Raw genomic sequence first — 16,608 nt, forward strand, 5'->3', positions numbered from 1 at the left:
GCCCCCGGCCCGGTGGCTCAGTCGGGGGCGACGGTGACCGGCTCCGCGTCCGGCGAGACCGGGACCCGGACCCACACCGACTCGGACGGGACGCCCTCGCCGTCCAGCACGTTCAGCATGTAGTAGCCCGGCGGCACCAGCGACGGGTCGTCCGGGAGGGTGAACGTCAGCCCGTCCGCCGCCCGCTCGAACTCCAGGGCGACGGAGCGCTGCTCGACGTTGGTGACATGGGTGAAGGAGCCGGGCCGGACCAGCCGGGCGGTCCGCACTCTCGCCGCGTCCTCCGAGGCGAACGTCACCCGCCCGCCGAGCTCCACCGTCCGCGGCTCACCGGTGCCGCGCAGCTCGGGCCGTCTCCCCCGGAAGAGGTACGGCGGCGAGTAGAGGTCGATCTGCTGCTGGAACTCGCCCGGCCGGGTGTCGGACCTGTCGGCGAAGAGCGAGTCCGAGCCGAAGGTCATCACCCGGCCGTCGGGCAGCAGCAGGGCGCCGGAGTGGTAGTTGCGGCCCACCAGCGGGTCGGCGACCGCGCGGACGGTGTTCGCCTTCGCGTCGTACAGCTCGGCCCGCAGCACGTCGGAGCCGCCGCGGCCGCGGTAGCCGCCGGAGCCGTTGGTGGTCAGCACGGTGTCGTCGGGCAGGATCACGCTGCTGGGGTAGCGGACCGGCGCGTACAGGTCCGGGCCGGGGGTGAACCGCGGCTCGGGCCCGGTGAGGTCCACGATGCCGGTCCGGGCCGTGGCCCTGCGGCTCTCGCCGACCCCGCCGCCGCCGAGCACCATGTACCGCTGTTCCTGTGCGGGGGGCAGCAGCACCGACATGGAGGTCTCCAGGACGTCCGGGTCCCCGATGCCGGGCACCTCCCGGAACTCGTTGGTCCGCAGGTCCCACAGGCCGGGGGTGCGGCCCTCGTCGGCGGGGCCGTACCCGGCGTTGGAGCCGGTGTAGAGGATCCTGCCGCCGGTGGCGAGGAAGAGGGCGGGATAGGTGGGGAAGAAGCGCTCCTCCGGCAGGTAGGACCACTTCTTCGTCTCCGGGTCGTAGATCTCGTTCTTGCCGGGGACGACCTGGCCGATCTCGTCCAGCCCGGAGACCGACAGGACGCTGCCGTCCGCCAGGGTGGTCAGGGTCGGGTACCAGCGGGCCTCGTTCATCGGGTCGACCCTGACGTACCGCTCGGCCACCGGGTCGAACTCGTAGGAGTCCCTGATGCCCTGGAAGTCCTTCTTGTCGAAGGAGAGCTTCTGGGCGATCCCGTAGACGTTCCGCCGGTCGGCACCCCTCAGCCCGTGGACGCGGTACTGGTCCTGGGTGCCGGTCTGGTGCCTCCGGCCCTTCCTCAGGGCCTCCACGTAGATCCGGGCGGTGCTGACGGTGACCGTCACCTTCCCCGTCCCGGGGGCGGTGGTCTTCCTGGCGCGCGGCACCACGACCGGGGCCTGGGAGGCGAAGGTCCTCCCGTTGGCGCGGCCGGTGAAGCGGGTGCCGGCCGGGAGGGTCACCGGCTTGTCCGGGTCCTCGTTGTGGACGACCATCAGGCCGCCGGCCTTCTCCACGTCGCCCTCGAGGGTCTCGTAGCGCTGGGTGCCGCCGGCCACCAGCAGCCTCCCGTCGGGCAACTGGGTGTGTCCGGCGCAGAACAGGTCCTTGGGCGTGGGGATGTTCGCGAAGGTGTTCCTCTCCGGGTCCCACAGCACCGTGCGGAAGGTCTTGGCCCGGAACTGCTCGGCGTCGTTGCCGGACCCCGCGATCAGCAGCACCTTGCCGGTGTGCAGCAGCGCCGCGTGGATGGTGTTGACGCGGTACCTCTCCGGGACGTCCACGGTCCTCCAGTGGCCGTTGGCCGCCTTGTACCCGGGCTGGTTGATCCGGTGGTCGTGCCAGGCCTCGCCGCCGAAGCGGTAGAGGGCCGGGCCGTTGGCTCCGGCGAGGGCGGCGACGACCGCCGAGGCGATGGCGATCCGGCGGAAGCGGCGGCTCGGGCGGTACGTCATCGGTGCTCTCCCCCGGGGACGGTCTGCAGGGCCTCGTCCGCCGCGGCGGGCACGCCGGGTGTGCCGGACGCGGTGTGCGCGGTGGAGACGGCGGGCGCCCCGGCGGGTACGGCCGCCGCACCCGCCGGGGCGTCCGGACCGGGCCGCCTTCTCCGGCTGCCGCGTTCCCGCCACAGGGTCCAGCGCCAGACGGCGATCGGCGCCGCGGTGATCAGCAGGGCGAGCGCGGCCCAGGTGATCATCGCCGGATGGTCGTGGCCCAGCCAGAAGGAGCCGGCCAGCGAACCGCCGAACACGGCGGCGAAGAACAGGTGTATTCGGAAGGTGCCGAACAGGGTGTCCGGGCTGGCCGAGTCGCCCTTGGGTGTCACCACGAAACCGCTCCTGCGGCGCAGCGCCGCGTCCAGCAGCGAGCGTGCGTAGACCGGTGCGGAGAGCGCCGACATCACCATGCCCGCGACACCGCCGGAGCCCTCCGGCTCGTGGGGGGAGACGTTGTGCCGCCGGTTCCAGACGTACAGGCCGATCTGGAGAGCGGAGGCGTTGCCGTAGAGCATCATCCAGACCACCGGGTCGATCCGCACCCCGGAGGCGCCCAGTCCCAGGAAGAGCGCGCAGCTCAGCGCGGCCAGGATCCAGTTGAGTGCGGACATCGGGTAGAAGACGACCAGCAGCGTGTAGTTGAGCAGTTTGCCGGGCGGCAGGGTGAAGGGCGCCTTCCAGAACTGCCCGAGGATCGCCTCGTAGGTGCCGCGGCTCCAGCGGAGCTGCTGGGTGAAGAAGTCCGTCCAGGAGTTCGGGCCCTCTCCGACGGCCAGTACGTCCGGGGTGTAGACCGAGCGCCAGGTGCGGCCGGTGCGCGGGTTGCGCGCCCGGTGCATCTCGAAGCCGGTGGCCATGTCCTCGGTGATGGAGTCGTACAGGCCGCCGATCTGCTTCAGCGCGCTGATCCGCACCGCGTTGCTGGTCCCCACGAACATCGGCGCGCCGTAGCGGTTGCCGGCCCGCTGGATCAGGGCGTGGAAGAGGAACTGCTGGCTCTCGGCGGCCTTGGTGACGAAGGTGTCGTAGTTGCCGTACACCTGCGGGCCGACGACGAAGCCGACGTCCGGGTCGCGGAAGTAGCCGAGCATCCGCTCCAGGTAGTTGGGCAGCGGCACGTGGTCGGTGTCCACCGAGGCGAAGAAGTCGTAGTCGTCGCCGTGCGCCGCCAGCCAGGCGTTGTAGTTGCCGTGCTTCGTCTTCGCGCGGTGCGGGCCCCTGGCCCGGTTCCACTCGGGTACGCCCTTGCGGGAGAAGTGGCGCACGCCCAGGCGCGCGCAGACCTTCTTCACCTCGGGGTCGTCGCCCTCGTCGAGCAGCCAGACGTGCACCGTCCCCCGGTGGCGGACCCGTACGGCCGCCGCCAGGGTCCTGGTGACCATCCCCAGTGGTTCCTTGCCGGGCACGAAGGAGGTCAGGAAGGCGACCCGGGTGCCGGACTCGGGCACCACCGGCACCGGGTCGCGGGCCACCAGGGTGGCGTGCGCGTTGGAGAGGACGTTGAGGGTGCGGAACAGTTCGATCAGCCCGATCGAGACCAGCATCACGACGTCGAGCTTGAGGACCAGGTCGGAGACCGCGCCGTCGTCGCGCCTGGTCCAGTGGCCGGGCTGCAGCAGCCAGACCAGCAGCCCGAGGGAGACCAGCGGCGCGGCACCCAGCAGCAGGGCGGCACCGATCCGGTGCGGTTCCCGGGCGAGCAGGCCGCGGTAGCGCACCCGGTACGGCCGGTCCGGATCCGGCCGGGTGAGCGGGCCGGCGAGCCGGCTGTAGTGCTCGTAGTCGTAGCGCGGTGGTGCCTCGTGCCACCGCGCCCCTCCGCCGCGGTCGCCGGTCTCCCGGCCGCGGCGGAGCCGGCGGGGTACTCGCAGTGTGACCGTCCGGGACGGATCCGGGGCAGGCCGTTGCGGCTGCCCGGCGCCAGCAGGCGTCGGCGTCATGACTTCGAACCCCCCGCGCGCGGCGGACCGCGCGCCCTCGACTGATGCCCCGCGCTCCGGCTCCCCTGCCGTGGCGCGGTGCACTTCGGTACGTGTTCCCGTGACCGCGGGGCTTCCGCGCCGCGGCCCGGGACCTCCCGCCCCCGGTCTCCCCGCCGGAGGCGATGTCCTTCGGCCGCCGGCCGGAAGGCGGTGGCCGGCCGGCCACCCCTGCCCCGCCCCGGACGGCGGGACTCATGATGGCAGGCAGTCGCATGCCCGCAACAGAGCGTGATCGAAAGTGTCGGAGCGGGAGCGGAACCTTCCGCCATCCGAGCGAGTCGGACCGGGCCGGGATTGAAGAGCCGGGCGCGAGGTACCCGGAGCCGGAATCCCCGGATCAGGAGGCTGTCGTTCCGCCATGTATGACACAGTGCAACCGGAAGCCGACGGACTGCCCGCGCCGGTGCGGGCGCTCGACGAGCCGGGCCTTCCGCCGCCGCCTCTGCGGCTGGCCGGGGACGGCGACGAGGACGAGGGCGAGCAGCACATCTGCCGGGGCATCGACTGACGCGCGGGCCGACGCCGCGGACGGGACCGCCGGGCCTGCCGGGCCCGCGGCACGGGAAACGCTCCGGGCCCCCACCGCGGAGGCGGTGGGGGCCCGGAGCGAACGGGTGCGCCGCCAGGGACTCGAACCCCGGACCCGCTGATTAAGAGTCAGCTGCTCTAACCAACTGAGCTAGCGGCGCCCGCAGGGACCGGACCCGCGCCGTGTGGCGCCGGACCGTGCCGACCTGCGGGAACCAGCATACCCGACCTCGCGGTGTGCCGGCTCCCGCAGCCGGCACGGTCCGTTCCCGGCCCCGGCTCCGGGACACCCGGCGGCACGCGTGCATACTCCTCGTGATGATGTCCCGAGTGATGCGTACCGGTGAGCTGGCGGCGATGGCCCGGGGGCTGGCGGCCCGCGGAAGCGGAGGACGGGCCGTGCTCGGGCTCGCCGGACCGCCCGGCGCGGGCAAGTCCACGCTCGCCGTGGCGCTGGTGGCGCGGCTGCGGGAGCGGTACGGGCCGCGGGCGGCGGCGTACGTGCCGCTCGACGGTTTCCATCTGTCCAACGCCCAGCTGGACCGGCTGGGGCTGGCCGCCCGCAAGGGCTCGCCGCCGACCTTCGACGTGCACGGCTACGCGGCCCTGCTGCGGCGGCTGGTGGACGAACCGGAGCACGACGTCTACGTGCCCGACTTCGACCGGGCGCTGGACGAACCGGTCGCGGCCCGGCACGTGGTCCGTCCCGGGACCCGGCTGGTGGTGACCGAGGGCAACTACCTGGCCTGTGAGCTCCCCGGCTGGTCCGGGGCGCGCGAGTGCCTGGACGAGCTGTGGTACGTCGACGCCGACCCGGAGGAGCGCCGCCGGCGGCTGGTCGAGCGCCAGCTCGCGGGCGGCCGTACGGACCGGGCGGCCCGGGACTGGGTGCGGACCAACGACATGCCCAACGCCGGCATCGTCGAGGCGTCGCGGGACGCTCCGTGGGTGGCTCTCTCCTTCGTTTGGTCTGGACATGACCAGTAGGAAGGATTACGGTCAGTCTTGGTCTAGACCTGACTCCCCTTCCGGCCTGCCCCGGCGGACCGGAAGCCCCCCCACGTTCAGGAGCGCGACAATGCGTAAGAGGATCACCACAGCCCTGATCGGTTTCGGTGTGGCCGCGACGACGGTGCTCGCCACCGGCGGCACCGCCCAGGCACACGGCTACGTCGACTCGCCGCTGAGCCGGCAGGCGCACTGCGCCAACGGCACAGTGGGCGACTGCGGCGGCATCCAGTGGGAGCCCCAGAGCGTCGAGGGCCCCAAGGGCTTCCCGGCCGCCGGTCCCGCCGACGGCCGGATCTGCGCGGGCGGCAACTCCCGCTTCGCCCAGCTGGACGACCCGCGCGGCGGCAACTGGCCCGCCACGAAGCTCACCCCCGGCCAGGGCTTCACCTTCACCTGGAAGATGACCGCGCGGCACAGCACGACCGACTTCAAGTACTACATCACCAAGAACGGCTGGGACCCGAACAAGCCGCTCACCCGGGCCGACCTGGAGCCGCAGCCGTTCATGACGGTGCACATGGGCGGCCGCCAGCCCGCCGCCACCGAGCGGCACCAGGGCAGCCTTCCGACCCAGAAGTCCGGCCGGCACCTCATCCTGGCCGTCTGGACCGTCCATGACACGGCCAACGCGTTCTACTCCTGCTCCGACGTCGAGTTCTGATCGCGCCGGAAGCCGGTTCCGGGTGGGGGCGGGCCCCGGGCCCGTCCCCACCGCGGCGTTCCGGGGCAGGCACGCCCGCCGTGCCCGGGGCAGTTATCCGGTCAATGGTGGTCGGATATCGGACTCCTGGCTGAATCTGTACATGACAGTGCCGGGGTGCGGGTGATACCCCTTCCGAAGGCTCCCCGCCTCGCCGGACTCCGCCGAGGCGCCCCACCGCTCCCGCTTCCGGAGGTCCCCGATGCGCCGCAGATCCGCCGTGTCCCTGACCGTGTCCCTGTCCACCGTCGCCACGGCGGCCCTGCTCGGCCTGGCGGGGCCCGCCACCGCGGCCCCCGCCGACAAGCCCCGGGTGCTCAGCGGCTGGACCCAGACGAGCGCGAGCAGCCACGACGCCTGGCTGTCCGCCCGGAACGACCGGGGGGCCTGGAGCGCCTACGGTTTCGACTGGTCCACCGACTACTGCAGCAGCTCTCCCGACAACCCCTTCGGCTTCCCCTTCCAGACCGCCTGCGCCCGCCATGACTTCGGCTACCGCAACTACAAGGCGGCCGGCTCCTTCGACGCCAACAAGGCCCGGCTGGACAACGCCTTCCACGCCGACCTCAAGCGGGTGTGCGCCCGCTACAGCGGAGCGACGAGGACCTCCTGCGACAGCACCGCCTGGATCTACTACCAGGCCGTCGACAAGTTCGGGCACACCCCCGCGGTGGACGGCTCGCGCGACACCCGGTCCTGACCGGCGCACCGCCGCCGGAGCCTTTCACGGACTCACGGACACGGCGAGGGCCCCGCACCGTGTGCGGGGCCCTCGGCCTCCGGTGCGCCGCCAGGGACTCGAACCCCGGACCCGCTGATTAAGAGTCAGCTGCTCTAACCAACTGAGCTAGCGGCGCCCGCGGCGCGCCCGAGCGCGCCGTCGGCACCGATGATACCCGCCCGCCGGCGGTGCCCGCTCACAGGGCGAGCGGCAGCAGCATCCGGGCGGCGTGCGTGTTGAGCTCCTCGGCGGTCCGCCGCAGCCGGTGGGCGTCCTCGACGGGCAGCGCCAGCCCCAGGGAGCCGACCGTCGCCCCGGCCGTGACCGGCACGGCCGCGCAGACCGTGCCGAGCGAGCACTCCCGCAGGTCGAGGACCGGTACGGTCGGCGGCTGCCGGTCCAGGGCGCCCAGCAGCGCCCGCTCGTCGGCGACGGTGTACGGGGTCAGCCGGATCGGCCGGTACCGGGCGAGATGGTCCCGGCGGGCCTCGTGGTCCAGCTGGCCGAGCAGGCACTTGCCCACCGCGGTGGCGTGCCCGGTGGCCCGGATGTCCGGCCAGCCGTCGGGCGCCGGGGCGCCCGGGCTCTCGGCGGACAGGACGATCTCCAGCTCGCCGTCCCGGTAGCGGCCCAGGCAGACCGCCGCGCCGAGGGTGTCCCGCAGCCGGGCGAGCGTCCGCCACAGCCGTCCGTGCAGCGTCTGTTCCCGGTCCCCGCCGCCGCGGAGCAGCGCCGCCGCCTCGCCGACGGCGTACGTGCCGTCGGCGAGGCGCTCCAGGTACCGCTCGCGGTGCAGGATCCGCAGCAGGCCGGCGAGGTGCGCGGGCGCCAGCCCGGTCTCCCGGGCCAGCAGCTCCCCGGTCATGCCCTCCCCGTGCGCGGCGACCGCCTCCAGGACGCGCAGCGCGTGCCGCACCGACCCCAGGGGCACCGGCCCCGTGTCGTGCTCCGGCACCCGGTCCGGCGCGTGGCCCGGCGTCCGGTCCGGGGAGTGCTCCGGGGGGAGGTCCCCGGGGAAGTCCAGCAGTGTCACGGTGTCCCTCTCAGGGGCGGGACCGCCCCGGCGGGGAGCCGGCGCCGGTCGGGTCCGCGGATCGTCCGCCGCCCGCGGGGCGGCGGCGGGCGGCCGCCACCGCCCCGTGCCCAGAAGCATTGGCCGGCGGCCCGCTTCCGAAACGCGGACCACCGTACTCCGGTCGGGCGCCGGGATCAGAGGATCGCGCTGAGAAACTCCCGGGTGCGCTCGTGGTCCGGGTCGTTGAAGATCTTCTCCGGCGGTCCGGACTCGATGACCTTCCCCTCGTTGAACATCAGCACCTCGTCCGAGATGTCGCGGGCGAAGTTCATCTCGTGGGTGACGACGAGCATGGTGATGTCGGTGCTGTGCGCGATGTCCCGCAGCACGTCCAGCACACCGGCGACCAGCTCGGGGTCGAGTGCCGAGGTCACCTCGTCCAGCAGCAGCACCTGCGGCCGCATGGCCAGCGCGCGGGCGATGGCCACCCGCTGCTGCTGTCCGCCGGAGAGCTGCGAGGGGTACTTGTCGATGTGCTCGGTCAGCCCGACCATCTCCAGCAGTTCGCGGGCCCGCTGCTCGGCCTCGTCCTTGCCCAGCCCCAGGACGTGGACGGGCGCCTCGGTGATGTTCCGCAGCACCTTCATGTTGGGGAAGAGGTTGAACTGCTGGAAGACCATGCCGATCTTCTTGCGCACCTCGCGTATGTGCTTCTCGCCCGCCGGGACGAGCCTGCCGCCCTTCTCCTCGTGGAAGAGGTGGTCGCCGTCGACGAGGATGGTGCCCTCGTCGGGCCTCAGCAGGGTCATCAGCAGCCGCAGGATCGTGGTCTTGCCCGAGCCGGAGGGGCCGATGAGGGTGACGTGCTTCCCCGCGGAGACGCTGAACTCCAGCTGGTCCAGGACGACATGGTCGCCGAACCGCTTGGTCACCTTGTCGAAGAGGATCAGCTCGCGGCCGTCCGAGGCGGGATTGGTGTGGGTGGTCTCAGCGGGCAAGACGACGCTCCAGAGCTCGGATGAGGAGGGAAGCCGGGTAGGCGATGACGATGAAGGCGATGCCGACGAGGGTGATCGGCTCCAGGAAGCGGAAGGTCTCGGAGCCGTAGGCACGGGCCTCGCCGAGCATCTCCAGCGCGCCGATGATCGCGATGAGCGGCGAGTCCTTCAGCATGGCGATGACGTAGTTGCCCAGCGCGGGCACCACCCGGCGGATCGCCTGCGGCAGGATCACGGCCGTCCAGGTCCGCACCGGCGGCAGGCTGAGCGCCGTGGCCGCCTCCCACTGCCCGGCGGGCACCCCGTCGATGCCGGCCCGGTAGACCTCGGCGGTGTACGTCGAGTAGTGCAGGCCCAGTCCGATCACGCCCGTCACCAGCGGGGACATGGCCGGACCCCACTCGGGCACCACGTAGAAGAGGAAGAACAGCTGCACCAGCAGCGGGGTGTTGCGGATGAACTCGGTGACGGCGGTCACCGGCATCCGGATCCACGCCTGTCTCGAGCGCTGCGCGATCGCCCACACCAGACCGAGGGTGAAGGCCAGCAGCGAGCCGAACACCAGCGCCTGGAGGGTGACGAGCAGCCCGTCCCAGAAGCGCGGCATGAAGTCGCCGACGACGTCCCAGTTCCAGTTCACTGCCTGCCCCCCGTGATGACGGCCCCGGTGACGGGGTCGGCGGTCCTCGACCGGCGGCGCATACCGCCCAGCAGGCTCTCCCGCGGTGGCGGCTCCTGCCCGATCCCGGCCTTCGCCTTCCGTTCGGCCAGGCGCATCAGCCGGGTGATGAGGAAGGCGAGCACGAAGTACATCAGCAGCAGGATCGTGTAGATCGGGGCGCTCTCGTTGGTGGTGAACCGGATGAGGTTGGCCGCGAAGGTCATGTCGGCGACGCTGATCACCGAGACCAGGGAGGTGCCCTTCAGCAGCTCGATGGAGAGGTTGTTGAACGGCGGGACCATCTCCGGCCACGCCTGTGGCAGCTCGATGCGCCGCAGCCGCTGCAAGCGGGTGAAGCTCAGCGCGATGCCCGCCTCGCGCTGGGCGGGGGCGACCGCGGCCAGCGCGCCGCGCACGACCTCCGAGCCGTACGCCCCGTAGGTCAGGCCCAGCGCCAGCACACCCGCCCACATGGGGACGAGCTGCCAGCCGAAGGCGATCGGCAGGGCGAAGAACAGCCAGAACATGAACACCAGCGCCGAGGCGCCGCGGAAGATCTCGAAGTAGGCGCCGGCCAGGAAGCGCACGATCCACAGCTGGGAGGTGCGCGCCATGCCGATCGCGAAGGAGACCACCGCGGCCAGCGCCGCGCTGTACACCGTCACCTGGATGGTGATCCAGATGCCTGGGAGCATGTAGGACTCCCACAGGGCCCAGGTCATGAGGCGCACAGCTCCTTCGCGGTCAGGTCGGTCATCTCGTCCTCGGTGAAACCGAAGGGCCGCATGATCTCCAGCAGCTCACCGCTCTCCTTGAGCCTGTGCAGTTCCCTGTTGAACTCGTCGCGCAGGACGGTGGCGGTGGGCCGGAACGCGAAGCCGCCCGCGCCGATCGCGGGCTCGCCGTCCACCATGGGCTGGAAGGGCTCGGTGGCCTCGGCCCGGTCGCTGCCCTCGACCACCTGCCGGACGGTCAGCGAGGTTCCGGCGAACACGTCCGCCCGGCCCTGCTCCACGGCCGCCAGCCCGGCGACCTGGTCGGGCAGGATGAGGATGTCGCCGCGGTCGACCCCGGCGGCCACCGCGTAGTCGATCTCGGCGTACGCGGTGCCGGTCGCCATCTTGGCGCCCTTCTCCACGATGTCCTCGTAGCTGTGCAGGTCCTTCGGGTTGCCCTTGCGGACGATGAAGGCGTCGAGCATGACGTACTCGGGATCGGAGAAGATGACCTGCTCGCACCGGTCGGGGTTGATGTACATGCCCGCGGAGACCACATCGAACTGCTGCGAGCGCAGTCCCGGAATGAGCGACCCGAACTCGGTCGGCACCGGAACGACGTTCTCCACCCCCAGCCGCTTGAAGACGACCTTCGCGATCTCCGGCGCCTCGCCGGTCAGTTCCCCCTGCTTGTTGATGTATCCGTAGGGCACCTCGCCCGCGATGCCCAGCCGTACGGTGCCCTGCGCGCGCAGGCGCTCCAGCAGGTTCCCCTCGCCGGCCTTGCCGGCCTCGGGCACCCGGCTGCAGCCGGCCGCCGTGCCCATCGCGCCCGCCGCTCCCAGCGCGGTCAGTCCCGCGAGCAGGGAGCGGCGGCTTATCCGCCGGCCGGCTCCCGTCCGGCCGTCAGGTGCTCTGTCGTTGTCCGTTTTTCCTGTCTCGTTCCCCTGTGGTGGAGCCATGCGCGCGCCACTACCCCGGATGGGCGGAAGATATGCCTGTCGTTTCCAGCCCTTGATACGGGCGTTGCGGGCTTGACTGTCCGGGTGGGGCGCTGCGTCAGTATTGGCAGTGAAATCGACGGACAGGAAGTGAAATGGCAGACCGTTTCATCGAAGTGTCGCTCGAAAAGCGGGGCGTGACCTGCACCGCGAAACTGCTCGACGACCGCGCGCCCCTCACCTGCGAGGCGGTGTGGAACGCCCTCCCGCTGGGCGGGGACGTCTACCACGCCAAGTACGCGCGCAACGAGATCTACACACTCCTGCCGGTGTTCGCCCCGGCCGAGCCGCCGCTGGAGAACCCCACCGTCACCCCCATCCCCGGGGACCTGTGCTACTTCACCTTCACCGACGTCCAGCTCGGCACCGCCTCGTACGGCTACGAGAACGGTGCCGCGCACCGGGGGCGGCGGACGGTGGTGGACCTGGCGCTGTTCTACGAGCGCAACAACCTGCTGATCAACGGTGACGCCGGCTGGGTGCCGGGAATCGTCTGGGGGAGCGTGGTGGACGGGCTGGACCGGATGGCGGACGCCTGCCAGGACCTGTGGCGGTCCGGCGCGCTGGGCGAGACCCTCAGCTTCCGGCGGGCCTGACGCCGCCGGCACCGGCACCCGCCGCCGCCGGCACCGGCGGCGGCGGGATGTCGGCGACCCCCGCCTCGTACAGCGCGTGCGCCGCGCGCAGCACCAGCGCGTCCGCGTGCCGCGCGCCCACCAGCTGCACCCCGACAGGCAACCCGGCGCCGTCCGTGCCGCAGGGCACGGAGGCGGCGGGCTGCTGGGTCATGTTGAAGGGGTGGGTGTACGGCGTCCAGCCCGTCCAGCGGCGGTACGGGGCGCCCGGCGGGACCTCGTGCCCCAGCTCGAAGGCCGTGATGGGCAGGGTCGGGGTGACCAGCAGGTCGTACCGGGTGTGGAAGACGCCCATCAGCCTGCCCATCGCCATCCGCACGTCCACCGCGGCCAGGTAGTCCAGCGCGCTGCGGGACGCGCCCTGCTCGCAGGCCTCGCGCAGCCCCGGGTCCAGCAGCGCGCGCCGCTCGGCGTCCAGGTGCTGCGTCACCCGGGCGGCGCCGCTGAACCACAGGGTGTGGAAGGACTCCACCGCGTCGGGCAGGCCCGGATCGGCCTCCTCCACCTCGGCCCCCAGCTCCGCCAGCACCTCCACCGCGCGCCGCACCGCCCCGGCGACCTCGGGCGACGGCTCCGGTGCGTCCTCCGGCCGGCCGCCGAGGTCGGGGGAGTACGCCATGCGCAGCCCGGCGACCCCGCCGCCGAGCCCGTCCCGGAAGCTGCCCGGCACCGGCCCGAGCTGCGACCAGTCCCGGGGGTCGGGCCCGGTGATCACGTCCATCAGCAGCGCCGCGTCCCGCGCGTCCCGGGTCATCGGGCCGACGTGCGCCAGCGTCCCGTAGGCGCTGGCCGGGTACAGCGGCACCCGTCCGTAGGTCGGCTTCAGGGCGAAGATCCCGCAGAAGGACGCCGGGATGCGCACCGAGCCGCCGCCGTCGGTGCCCAGGCTCAGCGGCCCGGCGCCCAGCGCCACCGCCGCCGCGCTGCCGCCGCTGGAGCCGCCCGCGGTGCGCGCCGGGTCGTACGGGTTGCCCGTCGCGCCGTGCCGGGGGCTGTCGGTGACGCCCTTCCAGCCGAACTCGGGGGTCGTCGTCTTGGCGGTGAACACCGCGCCGTGCTCGCGCAGCCGGGCGACCGAGGGGGCGTCCTCGTCCCAGGGGCCGTCGGCGGAGACGGTCCACGAGCCGCGCAGCGTCGGGCCGCCGCGCAGCAGCAGGATGTCCTTCACCGTCACCGGCACCCCGTCCAGCAGCCCGGCCGGCTCGCCGCGCCGCCACCGCTCGGCCGACTCCCCGGCCTGCCGCAGCGCGGACTCGGCGTCGATCCGCACGAACGCGTTCACCGCCGGCTGGATCTTCTCGGACCGCTCCAGCACCGCGCGGACCACCTCCACCGGGCTGAACTCACGCGCGGCGTAGCCCTCGACCAGCCGGGCGGCGGTCAGCCGGGTGAGGTCGCCGGCGGCTCCGGGAGCGCCGGGGACACCGGGTGCGTCAGTGGTGGAGTTGCTCATCGGGCGCTCCTGTCCGGTACGTAGCCCAGCTGTTTGTCCACGACGTTGAAGAGCGGCTCGCCGGCCGCCCAGCGGTCGAAGTTGTCGCAGAACTGCTCGGCCAGGGCGTCGCGCCAGCCGAGGGTGTCACCGCTCATGTGCGGGGAGACCAGCAGACCCGGGGTGTCCCACAGCGGGCTGTCGGGCGGCAGCGGCTCCTCGGCGAAGACGTCCAGCGCCGCGCCCGCGAGCCGGCCGGAGGCCAGCGCCGCCACCAGATCCTCCTGCACCACATGGGCGCCGCGTCCGACGTTGACGAAGCGGGCCCCCGGTTTCATGCGGGAGAAGGCGGCGGCGTCGAACATGCCGGTGGTCTCCGTGGTGAGCGGGGCCGCGCACACCACCCAGTCGGCGGACGGAAGCAGTCCGCCGAGCGCGGCGGAGGGGTGAACCCGCCCGAAATCCGGGTCGCCGTCGCGGCCCCGGCGGCCGACCAGCTCCACTTCGACACCCAGTGCCAGAAGAGTTCGGCCGATTTCCCGGCCGATGGGACCGGAACCTACGACGATCGCGTGAGTCCCGGCCAGTCGAATTGTCTCCCGGTGCCGCCAGCGCCGTTCGTTCTGCAATTTCCAACTTCCGGGAAAATCCTTGGCCATGGCCAGTACCAGACCGGCCGTGTATTCGGCGATGGGCCGGTCGAAGATCCCCCGCGCATTGGTGATCACCGTTTGGGAGCCGACCAGTTCCGGGCAGCCCAGCAGCCGGTCCACCCCGGCGCTCGCGGTGTGCACCCAGCCCGGCCGCCGGCCCGGTCCGGGCCAGGAGCGGCGTACGGCGTCGGAGGTGAAGTCCCAGACCAGCAGCGCGTCCGCGGCGGGCAGCAGCTCCGCCAGCGACTTCTCGTCGGCGTACCGCACCCGGGCGCGACCGGCCAGCCGGTCGAGTTTCGGCGGCGGCTCGTCACCGAGAACGAGAACAGTGGAGACGGACATGAGGAGGAAACCGTTTCGCAACGAGGGCGGGTGAGTATACGAGTCGGTCCGTTGGAAGTGGGGACGCGTCACGGGGAAACAGACGCGAGGATTGACCACGGTAGGGACAAGTAACTACCTTCGTCAACGAAGGCATCTGCCCCGGCGTCCCGGCCCCTTCCGGCCGGCTTTTCCCCGTCATCGGCCCCTGGCCACCCCACACCCTCTTAGGGGTTGCTCATGGATGTCTCGTTTCTCGGCGGTCCCGGCGGTCCGCATCCGCAGCGCGGCATCGGTGTCGTCGCGCCCTTCGACTTCGCACTCGACCGGGAGCTGTGGCGCTGGGTCCCGGACGACGTCTCGCTGCACCTGACCCGTACCCCCTTCGTCCCCGTCGAGGTCAGCCTCGACCTGGCCCGGCTCGTCAGCGAGCACGAGACGCTCAGGGAGGCCGTACGGGCGCTGAGCGCCGTGGCACCGGAGGTGGTGGCGTACGCCTGCACCTCCGGCTCCTTCGTGGCGGGCACCGGCGGGGAGCGCGCCATGTGCGCCGCCATGGCGCAGGCGGGGGAGATCCCCGCGCTGACCACCTCGGGGGCCCTGCTGGAGGCGCTGACGGAGCTCGGCGCGCGGCGCGTCGCCGTGGTCACCCCCTACACCGGGTCGGTGACCGACTCCCTGGAGGCGTTCCTGGGCGAGGCCGGGATCGAGGTCACCGGCCGCAGCTACCTGGGGCTGACCCGGGAGATCTGGCGGGTGCCGTACCGCGATGTGGTGGGCATGGCGCACGAGGCCGCGGTGGGCGCTCCCGACGCCCTCTTCATCAGCTGCACCAACCTGCCCACGTACGACGCCATCCCCCAGTTGGAGGCCGAGCTGCGGATGCCGGTGCTGTCGGCCAACCAGGTCACCCTCTGGTCGGCGCTGCGCCGCATCGGCAAGCGGGCGGTCGGCCCCTACCAGGCGCTGCTGGATCCGGTGGCGCGGCGCGGTCCGGCCTCGATGTCCGGCATGCCCGAACTCCCCGAACTCCCCGAACTCCCCGAACTCCCCGAACTCCCCCGGCTGTCCGGGCTGTCCGAGCTGCCGGGGGTGCCGGGGCCCGCGGTCCCCGGCCCCCCGGAGCCGGAGGCGGCCCTGGCCGGGCCGGCGGCCGGCCCGGCGCCGGACGCGGTGGACGCGGCGGACGGCCCGGAGCCGCCCCCCTTTCCGGACGATCCGGGGCTCCTGCCGCCCGGTTGAGCCGGCGGGCCCGGCGACCGGTCCGCACACGGGTCCGCACGTGAAGGACAAGACCGGCATGCACCACGGATACGGATCGGGAGGACTGGATGGCAGACACGGTCGGTTTTCTCTACCCCGGCCACTCGGCCGAGGACGACTACCCGCGGCTGGAGGCGATCCTCGGCGAGGCCGGCACGGCGGTGCGGCTGCCGCTGGTGCACACCGACATCGGTGAGGACGCGCACCGGGTGGACGCGCTGCTGGAGATGGGGTCGGCGGCCCGGCTGGCGGCCGGGGTCGCGGAGCTGCGCGAGCGCGGTGCGCGGGCTGTGGTGTGGGCCTGCACCAGCGCCAGCTTCGTCTTCGGCTGGGAGGGCGCGCGCCGGCAGGCGCGCGAGCTGTCCGAGGTCGCCGGCCTGCCCGCGTCCAGCACCTCCTTCGCCTTCGCCCACGCGGTACGGACGCTGGGCGCCGACCGGGTCGCGATCGCCGCGACCTATCCGGAGGACGTGGCCGAGCACTTCCGGGTCTTCCTGAAGGCGGCGGGCGCCGAGGTCGTCTCGGTGCGCGGCGCCGGGATCATCACCGCCGCCGAGGTCGGCACCTGGGGGCGGGCGGAGGTGCTCGCCCTGGCCCGGGCGGGCGACCATCCGGACGCGGCGGCCGTCCTGCTGCCCGACACCGCGCTGCACACCGCCGCCTGGCTGCCCGAGCTGGAGGCCGAGCTCGGCAAGCCGGTGCTCACCGCCAACCAGGTCACCGTCTGGGAGGGCCTGCGGCTGCTGGGCCGCACGGCGTACTGCCCGGCCCTGGGCGCGCTCTTCGCCGGGCGGGCGCCCGGCGGGCGGCCGGACCATTCGGGCCATTCGGACCGTGCGGACCTGCGGGAATAACGGTCCGGCCGGGGGAGCTGTCTCCTTACCGCACGCGGTACGCGACCGCGGCGCGCACGTACCACGAGGAGGCAGCCCGCG

16 protein-coding genes and 2 tRNA genes are annotated in these 16,608 nt (G+C 72.6%); 7 read left to right on the top strand and 11 right to left on the bottom strand.

Features of this window, described 5'->3' with window-relative positions; all coding sequences use genetic code 11:
• Positions 1-17: 17 nt before the first annotated feature.
• Both glxA and V1L54_RS00535 read right to left on the bottom strand, forming a co-directional pair.
• Positions 18-1,994, bottom strand: coding sequence for a radical copper oxidase GlxA (glxA, locus tag V1L54_RS00530; RefSeq protein ID WP_330115783.1), 1,977 nt, complete (start codon positions 1,992-1,994; stop codon positions 18-20).
• Positions 1,991-3,976 carry a glycosyltransferase family 2 protein gene (locus V1L54_RS00535; protein ID WP_330115784.1) on the bottom strand — a complete coding sequence of 662 codons (1,986 nt, stop codon included), beginning with the start codon at positions 3,974-3,976 and terminating at the stop codon, positions 1,991-1,993. Before V1L54_RS00535 ends, glxA begins: the two co-directional genes overlap by 4 nt.
• 400 nt (positions 3,977-4,376) lie before the next feature.
• Here V1L54_RS00535 and V1L54_RS00540 point away from each other — a divergent pair, with 400 nt between their 5' ends.
• Positions 4,377-4,526 carry a hypothetical protein gene (locus V1L54_RS00540; protein WP_330115785.1) on the top strand — a complete coding sequence of 50 codons (150 nt, stop codon included), beginning with the start codon at positions 4,377-4,379 and terminating at the stop codon, positions 4,524-4,526.
• A 107-nt stretch (positions 4,527-4,633) separates the two neighbouring features.
• On the opposite strand, the gene V1L54_RS00545 is transcribed toward V1L54_RS00540, so the two are convergent.
• Positions 4,634-4,707, bottom strand: a tRNA-Lys gene (locus V1L54_RS00545).
• A gap of 157 nt (positions 4,708-4,864) precedes the next feature.
• Between V1L54_RS00545 and V1L54_RS00550 the strand changes: the two genes are divergently transcribed.
• The 3 genes from V1L54_RS00550 (at position 4,865) to V1L54_RS00560 (ending at position 6,957) form a co-directional block, all read left to right on the top strand.
• Positions 4,865-5,533, top strand: coding sequence for a nucleoside/nucleotide kinase family protein (locus tag V1L54_RS00550; protein WP_330115786.1), 669 nt, complete (start codon positions 4,865-4,867; stop codon positions 5,531-5,533).
• 91 nt (positions 5,534-5,624) lie between these two features.
• On the top strand, positions 5,625-6,218 hold the full coding sequence (locus tag V1L54_RS00555) for a lytic polysaccharide monooxygenase auxiliary activity family 9 protein (protein WP_330115787.1): 594 nt from the start codon (positions 5,625-5,627) through the stop codon (positions 6,216-6,218).
• A 241-nt stretch (positions 6,219-6,459) separates the two neighbouring features.
• Entirely contained in the window at positions 6,460-6,957 is a 498-nt protein-coding gene (locus tag V1L54_RS00560; RefSeq protein ID WP_330115788.1) for a phospholipase, read from the top strand.
• Positions 6,958-7,040: 83 nt separating this feature from the next.
• On the opposite strand, the gene V1L54_RS00565 is transcribed toward V1L54_RS00560, so the two are convergent.
• The 6 genes from V1L54_RS00565 to ehuB form a co-directional block, all read right to left on the bottom strand.
• Positions 7,041-7,114: transfer RNA gene (locus V1L54_RS00565), tRNA-Lys, on the bottom strand.
• Between the two features lie 60 nt (positions 7,115-7,174).
• On the bottom strand, positions 7,175-7,933 hold the full coding sequence (locus tag V1L54_RS00570; protein ID WP_330116107.1) for an IclR family transcriptional regulator domain-containing protein: 759 nt from the start codon (positions 7,931-7,933) through the stop codon (positions 7,175-7,177).
• A 254-nt stretch (positions 7,934-8,187) separates the two neighbouring features.
• Positions 8,188-8,991, bottom strand: coding sequence for an ectoine/hydroxyectoine ABC transporter ATP-binding protein EhuA (gene ehuA, locus V1L54_RS00575; RefSeq protein WP_330115789.1), 804 nt, complete (start codon positions 8,989-8,991; stop codon positions 8,188-8,190).
• The gene (ehuD, locus tag V1L54_RS00580; RefSeq protein WP_330115790.1) at positions 8,981-9,631 is read right to left on the bottom strand and encodes an ectoine/hydroxyectoine ABC transporter permease subunit EhuD; all 651 of its coding nucleotides are present in this window, start codon (positions 9,629-9,631) and stop codon (positions 8,981-8,983) included. The genes ehuA and ehuD overlap by 11 nt, the downstream gene beginning before the upstream one ends.
• Positions 9,628-10,374: an ectoine/hydroxyectoine ABC transporter permease subunit EhuC gene (gene ehuC / locus V1L54_RS00585; RefSeq protein ID WP_330115791.1), complete on the bottom strand. Its 747-nt coding sequence runs from the start codon at positions 10,372-10,374 to the stop codon at positions 9,628-9,630. Before ehuC ends, ehuD begins: the two co-directional genes overlap by 4 nt.
• The gene (gene ehuB, locus V1L54_RS00590; RefSeq protein ID WP_443076411.1) at positions 10,371-11,330 is read right to left on the bottom strand and encodes an ectoine/hydroxyectoine ABC transporter substrate-binding protein EhuB; all 960 of its coding nucleotides are present in this window, start codon (positions 11,328-11,330) and stop codon (positions 10,371-10,373) included. Before ehuB ends, ehuC begins: the two co-directional genes overlap by 4 nt.
• A 134-nt stretch (positions 11,331-11,464) precedes the next feature.
• Between ehuB and V1L54_RS00595 the strand changes: the two genes are divergently transcribed.
• Positions 11,465-11,965, top strand: a complete 501-nt coding sequence (locus V1L54_RS00595) for a DUF3830 family protein (protein WP_330115792.1) — start codon at positions 11,465-11,467, stop codon at positions 11,963-11,965.
• On the opposite strand, the gene V1L54_RS00600 is transcribed toward V1L54_RS00595, so the two are convergent.
• Together V1L54_RS00600 and V1L54_RS00605 are read right to left on the bottom strand one after the other, a co-directional pair.
• Positions 11,946-13,457, bottom strand: coding sequence for an amidase (locus V1L54_RS00600; RefSeq protein WP_330115793.1), 1,512 nt, complete (start codon positions 13,455-13,457; stop codon positions 11,946-11,948). The two genes, V1L54_RS00595 and V1L54_RS00600, sit on opposite strands and share 20 nt — an antisense overlap.
• Entirely contained in the window at positions 13,454-14,431 is a 978-nt protein-coding gene (locus V1L54_RS00605; RefSeq protein ID WP_330115794.1) for a D-2-hydroxyacid dehydrogenase, read from the bottom strand. Before V1L54_RS00605 ends, V1L54_RS00600 begins: the two co-directional genes overlap by 4 nt.
• A 219-nt stretch (positions 14,432-14,650) precedes the next feature.
• On the opposite strand from V1L54_RS00605, the gene V1L54_RS00610 reads away from it, so the two are divergent.
• Both V1L54_RS00610 and V1L54_RS00615 read left to right on the top strand, forming a co-directional pair.
• The gene (locus V1L54_RS00610) at positions 14,651-15,652 is read left to right on the top strand and encodes a maleate cis-trans isomerase family protein (protein ID WP_330115795.1); all 1,002 of its coding nucleotides are present in this window, start codon (positions 14,651-14,653) and stop codon (positions 15,650-15,652) included.
• 89 nt (positions 15,653-15,741) lie between these two features.
• Entirely contained in the window at positions 15,742-16,527 is a 786-nt protein-coding gene (locus V1L54_RS00615; RefSeq protein WP_330115796.1) for a maleate cis-trans isomerase family protein, read from the top strand.
• Positions 16,528-16,608 lie beyond the last annotated feature (81 nt).

Source organism: Streptomyces rubellus (assembly GCF_036323805.1).
GTDB lineage: Bacteria > Actinomycetota > Actinomycetes > Streptomycetales > Streptomycetaceae > Streptomyces.

What these genes read in the sequence shown, in the direction of transcription:
- V1L54_RS00595 (WP_330115792.1), top strand. Translation starts at nt 11,465, where the DNA reads ATGGCAGACCGTTTCATCGAAGTGTCGCTCGAAAAGCGGGGCGTGACC.
- V1L54_RS00540 (WP_330115785.1), top strand. Translation starts at nt 4,377, where the DNA reads ATGTATGACACAGTGCAACCGGAAGCCGACGGACTGCCCGCGCCGGTG.
- V1L54_RS00610 (WP_330115795.1), top strand. Translation starts at nt 14,651, where the DNA reads ATGGATGTCTCGTTTCTCGGCGGTCCCGGCGGTCCGCATCCGCAGCGC.
- V1L54_RS00535 (WP_330115784.1), bottom strand. Translation starts at nt 3,976, where the DNA reads ATGACGCCGACGCCTGCTGGCGCCGGGCAGCCGCAACGGCCTGCCCCG.
- V1L54_RS00605 (WP_330115794.1), bottom strand. Translation starts at nt 14,431, where the DNA reads ATGTCCGTCTCCACTGTTCTCGTTCTCGGTGACGAGCCGCCGCCGAAA.
- V1L54_RS00615 (WP_330115796.1), top strand. Translation starts at nt 15,742, where the DNA reads ATGGCAGACACGGTCGGTTTTCTCTACCCCGGCCACTCGGCCGAGGAC.
- V1L54_RS00560 (WP_330115788.1), top strand. Translation starts at nt 6,460, where the DNA reads ATGCGCCGCAGATCCGCCGTGTCCCTGACCGTGTCCCTGTCCACCGTC.
- glxA (WP_330115783.1), bottom strand. Translation starts at nt 1,994, where the DNA reads ATGACGTACCGCCCGAGCCGCCGCTTCCGCCGGATCGCCATCGCCTCG.
- ehuC (WP_330115791.1), bottom strand. Translation starts at nt 10,374, where the DNA reads ATGACCTGGGCCCTGTGGGAGTCCTACATGCTCCCAGGCATCTGGATC.
- V1L54_RS00600 (WP_330115793.1), bottom strand. Translation starts at nt 13,457, where the DNA reads ATGAGCAACTCCACCACTGACGCACCCGGTGTCCCCGGCGCTCCCGGA.
- V1L54_RS00555 (WP_330115787.1), top strand. Translation starts at nt 5,625, where the DNA reads ATGCGTAAGAGGATCACCACAGCCCTGATCGGTTTCGGTGTGGCCGCG.
- ehuB (WP_443076411.1), bottom strand. Translation starts at nt 11,330, where the DNA reads ATGGCTCCACCACAGGGGAACGAGACAGGAAAAACGGACAACGACAGA.
- V1L54_RS00550 (WP_330115786.1), top strand. Translation starts at nt 4,865, where the DNA reads ATGATGTCCCGAGTGATGCGTACCGGTGAGCTGGCGGCGATGGCCCGG.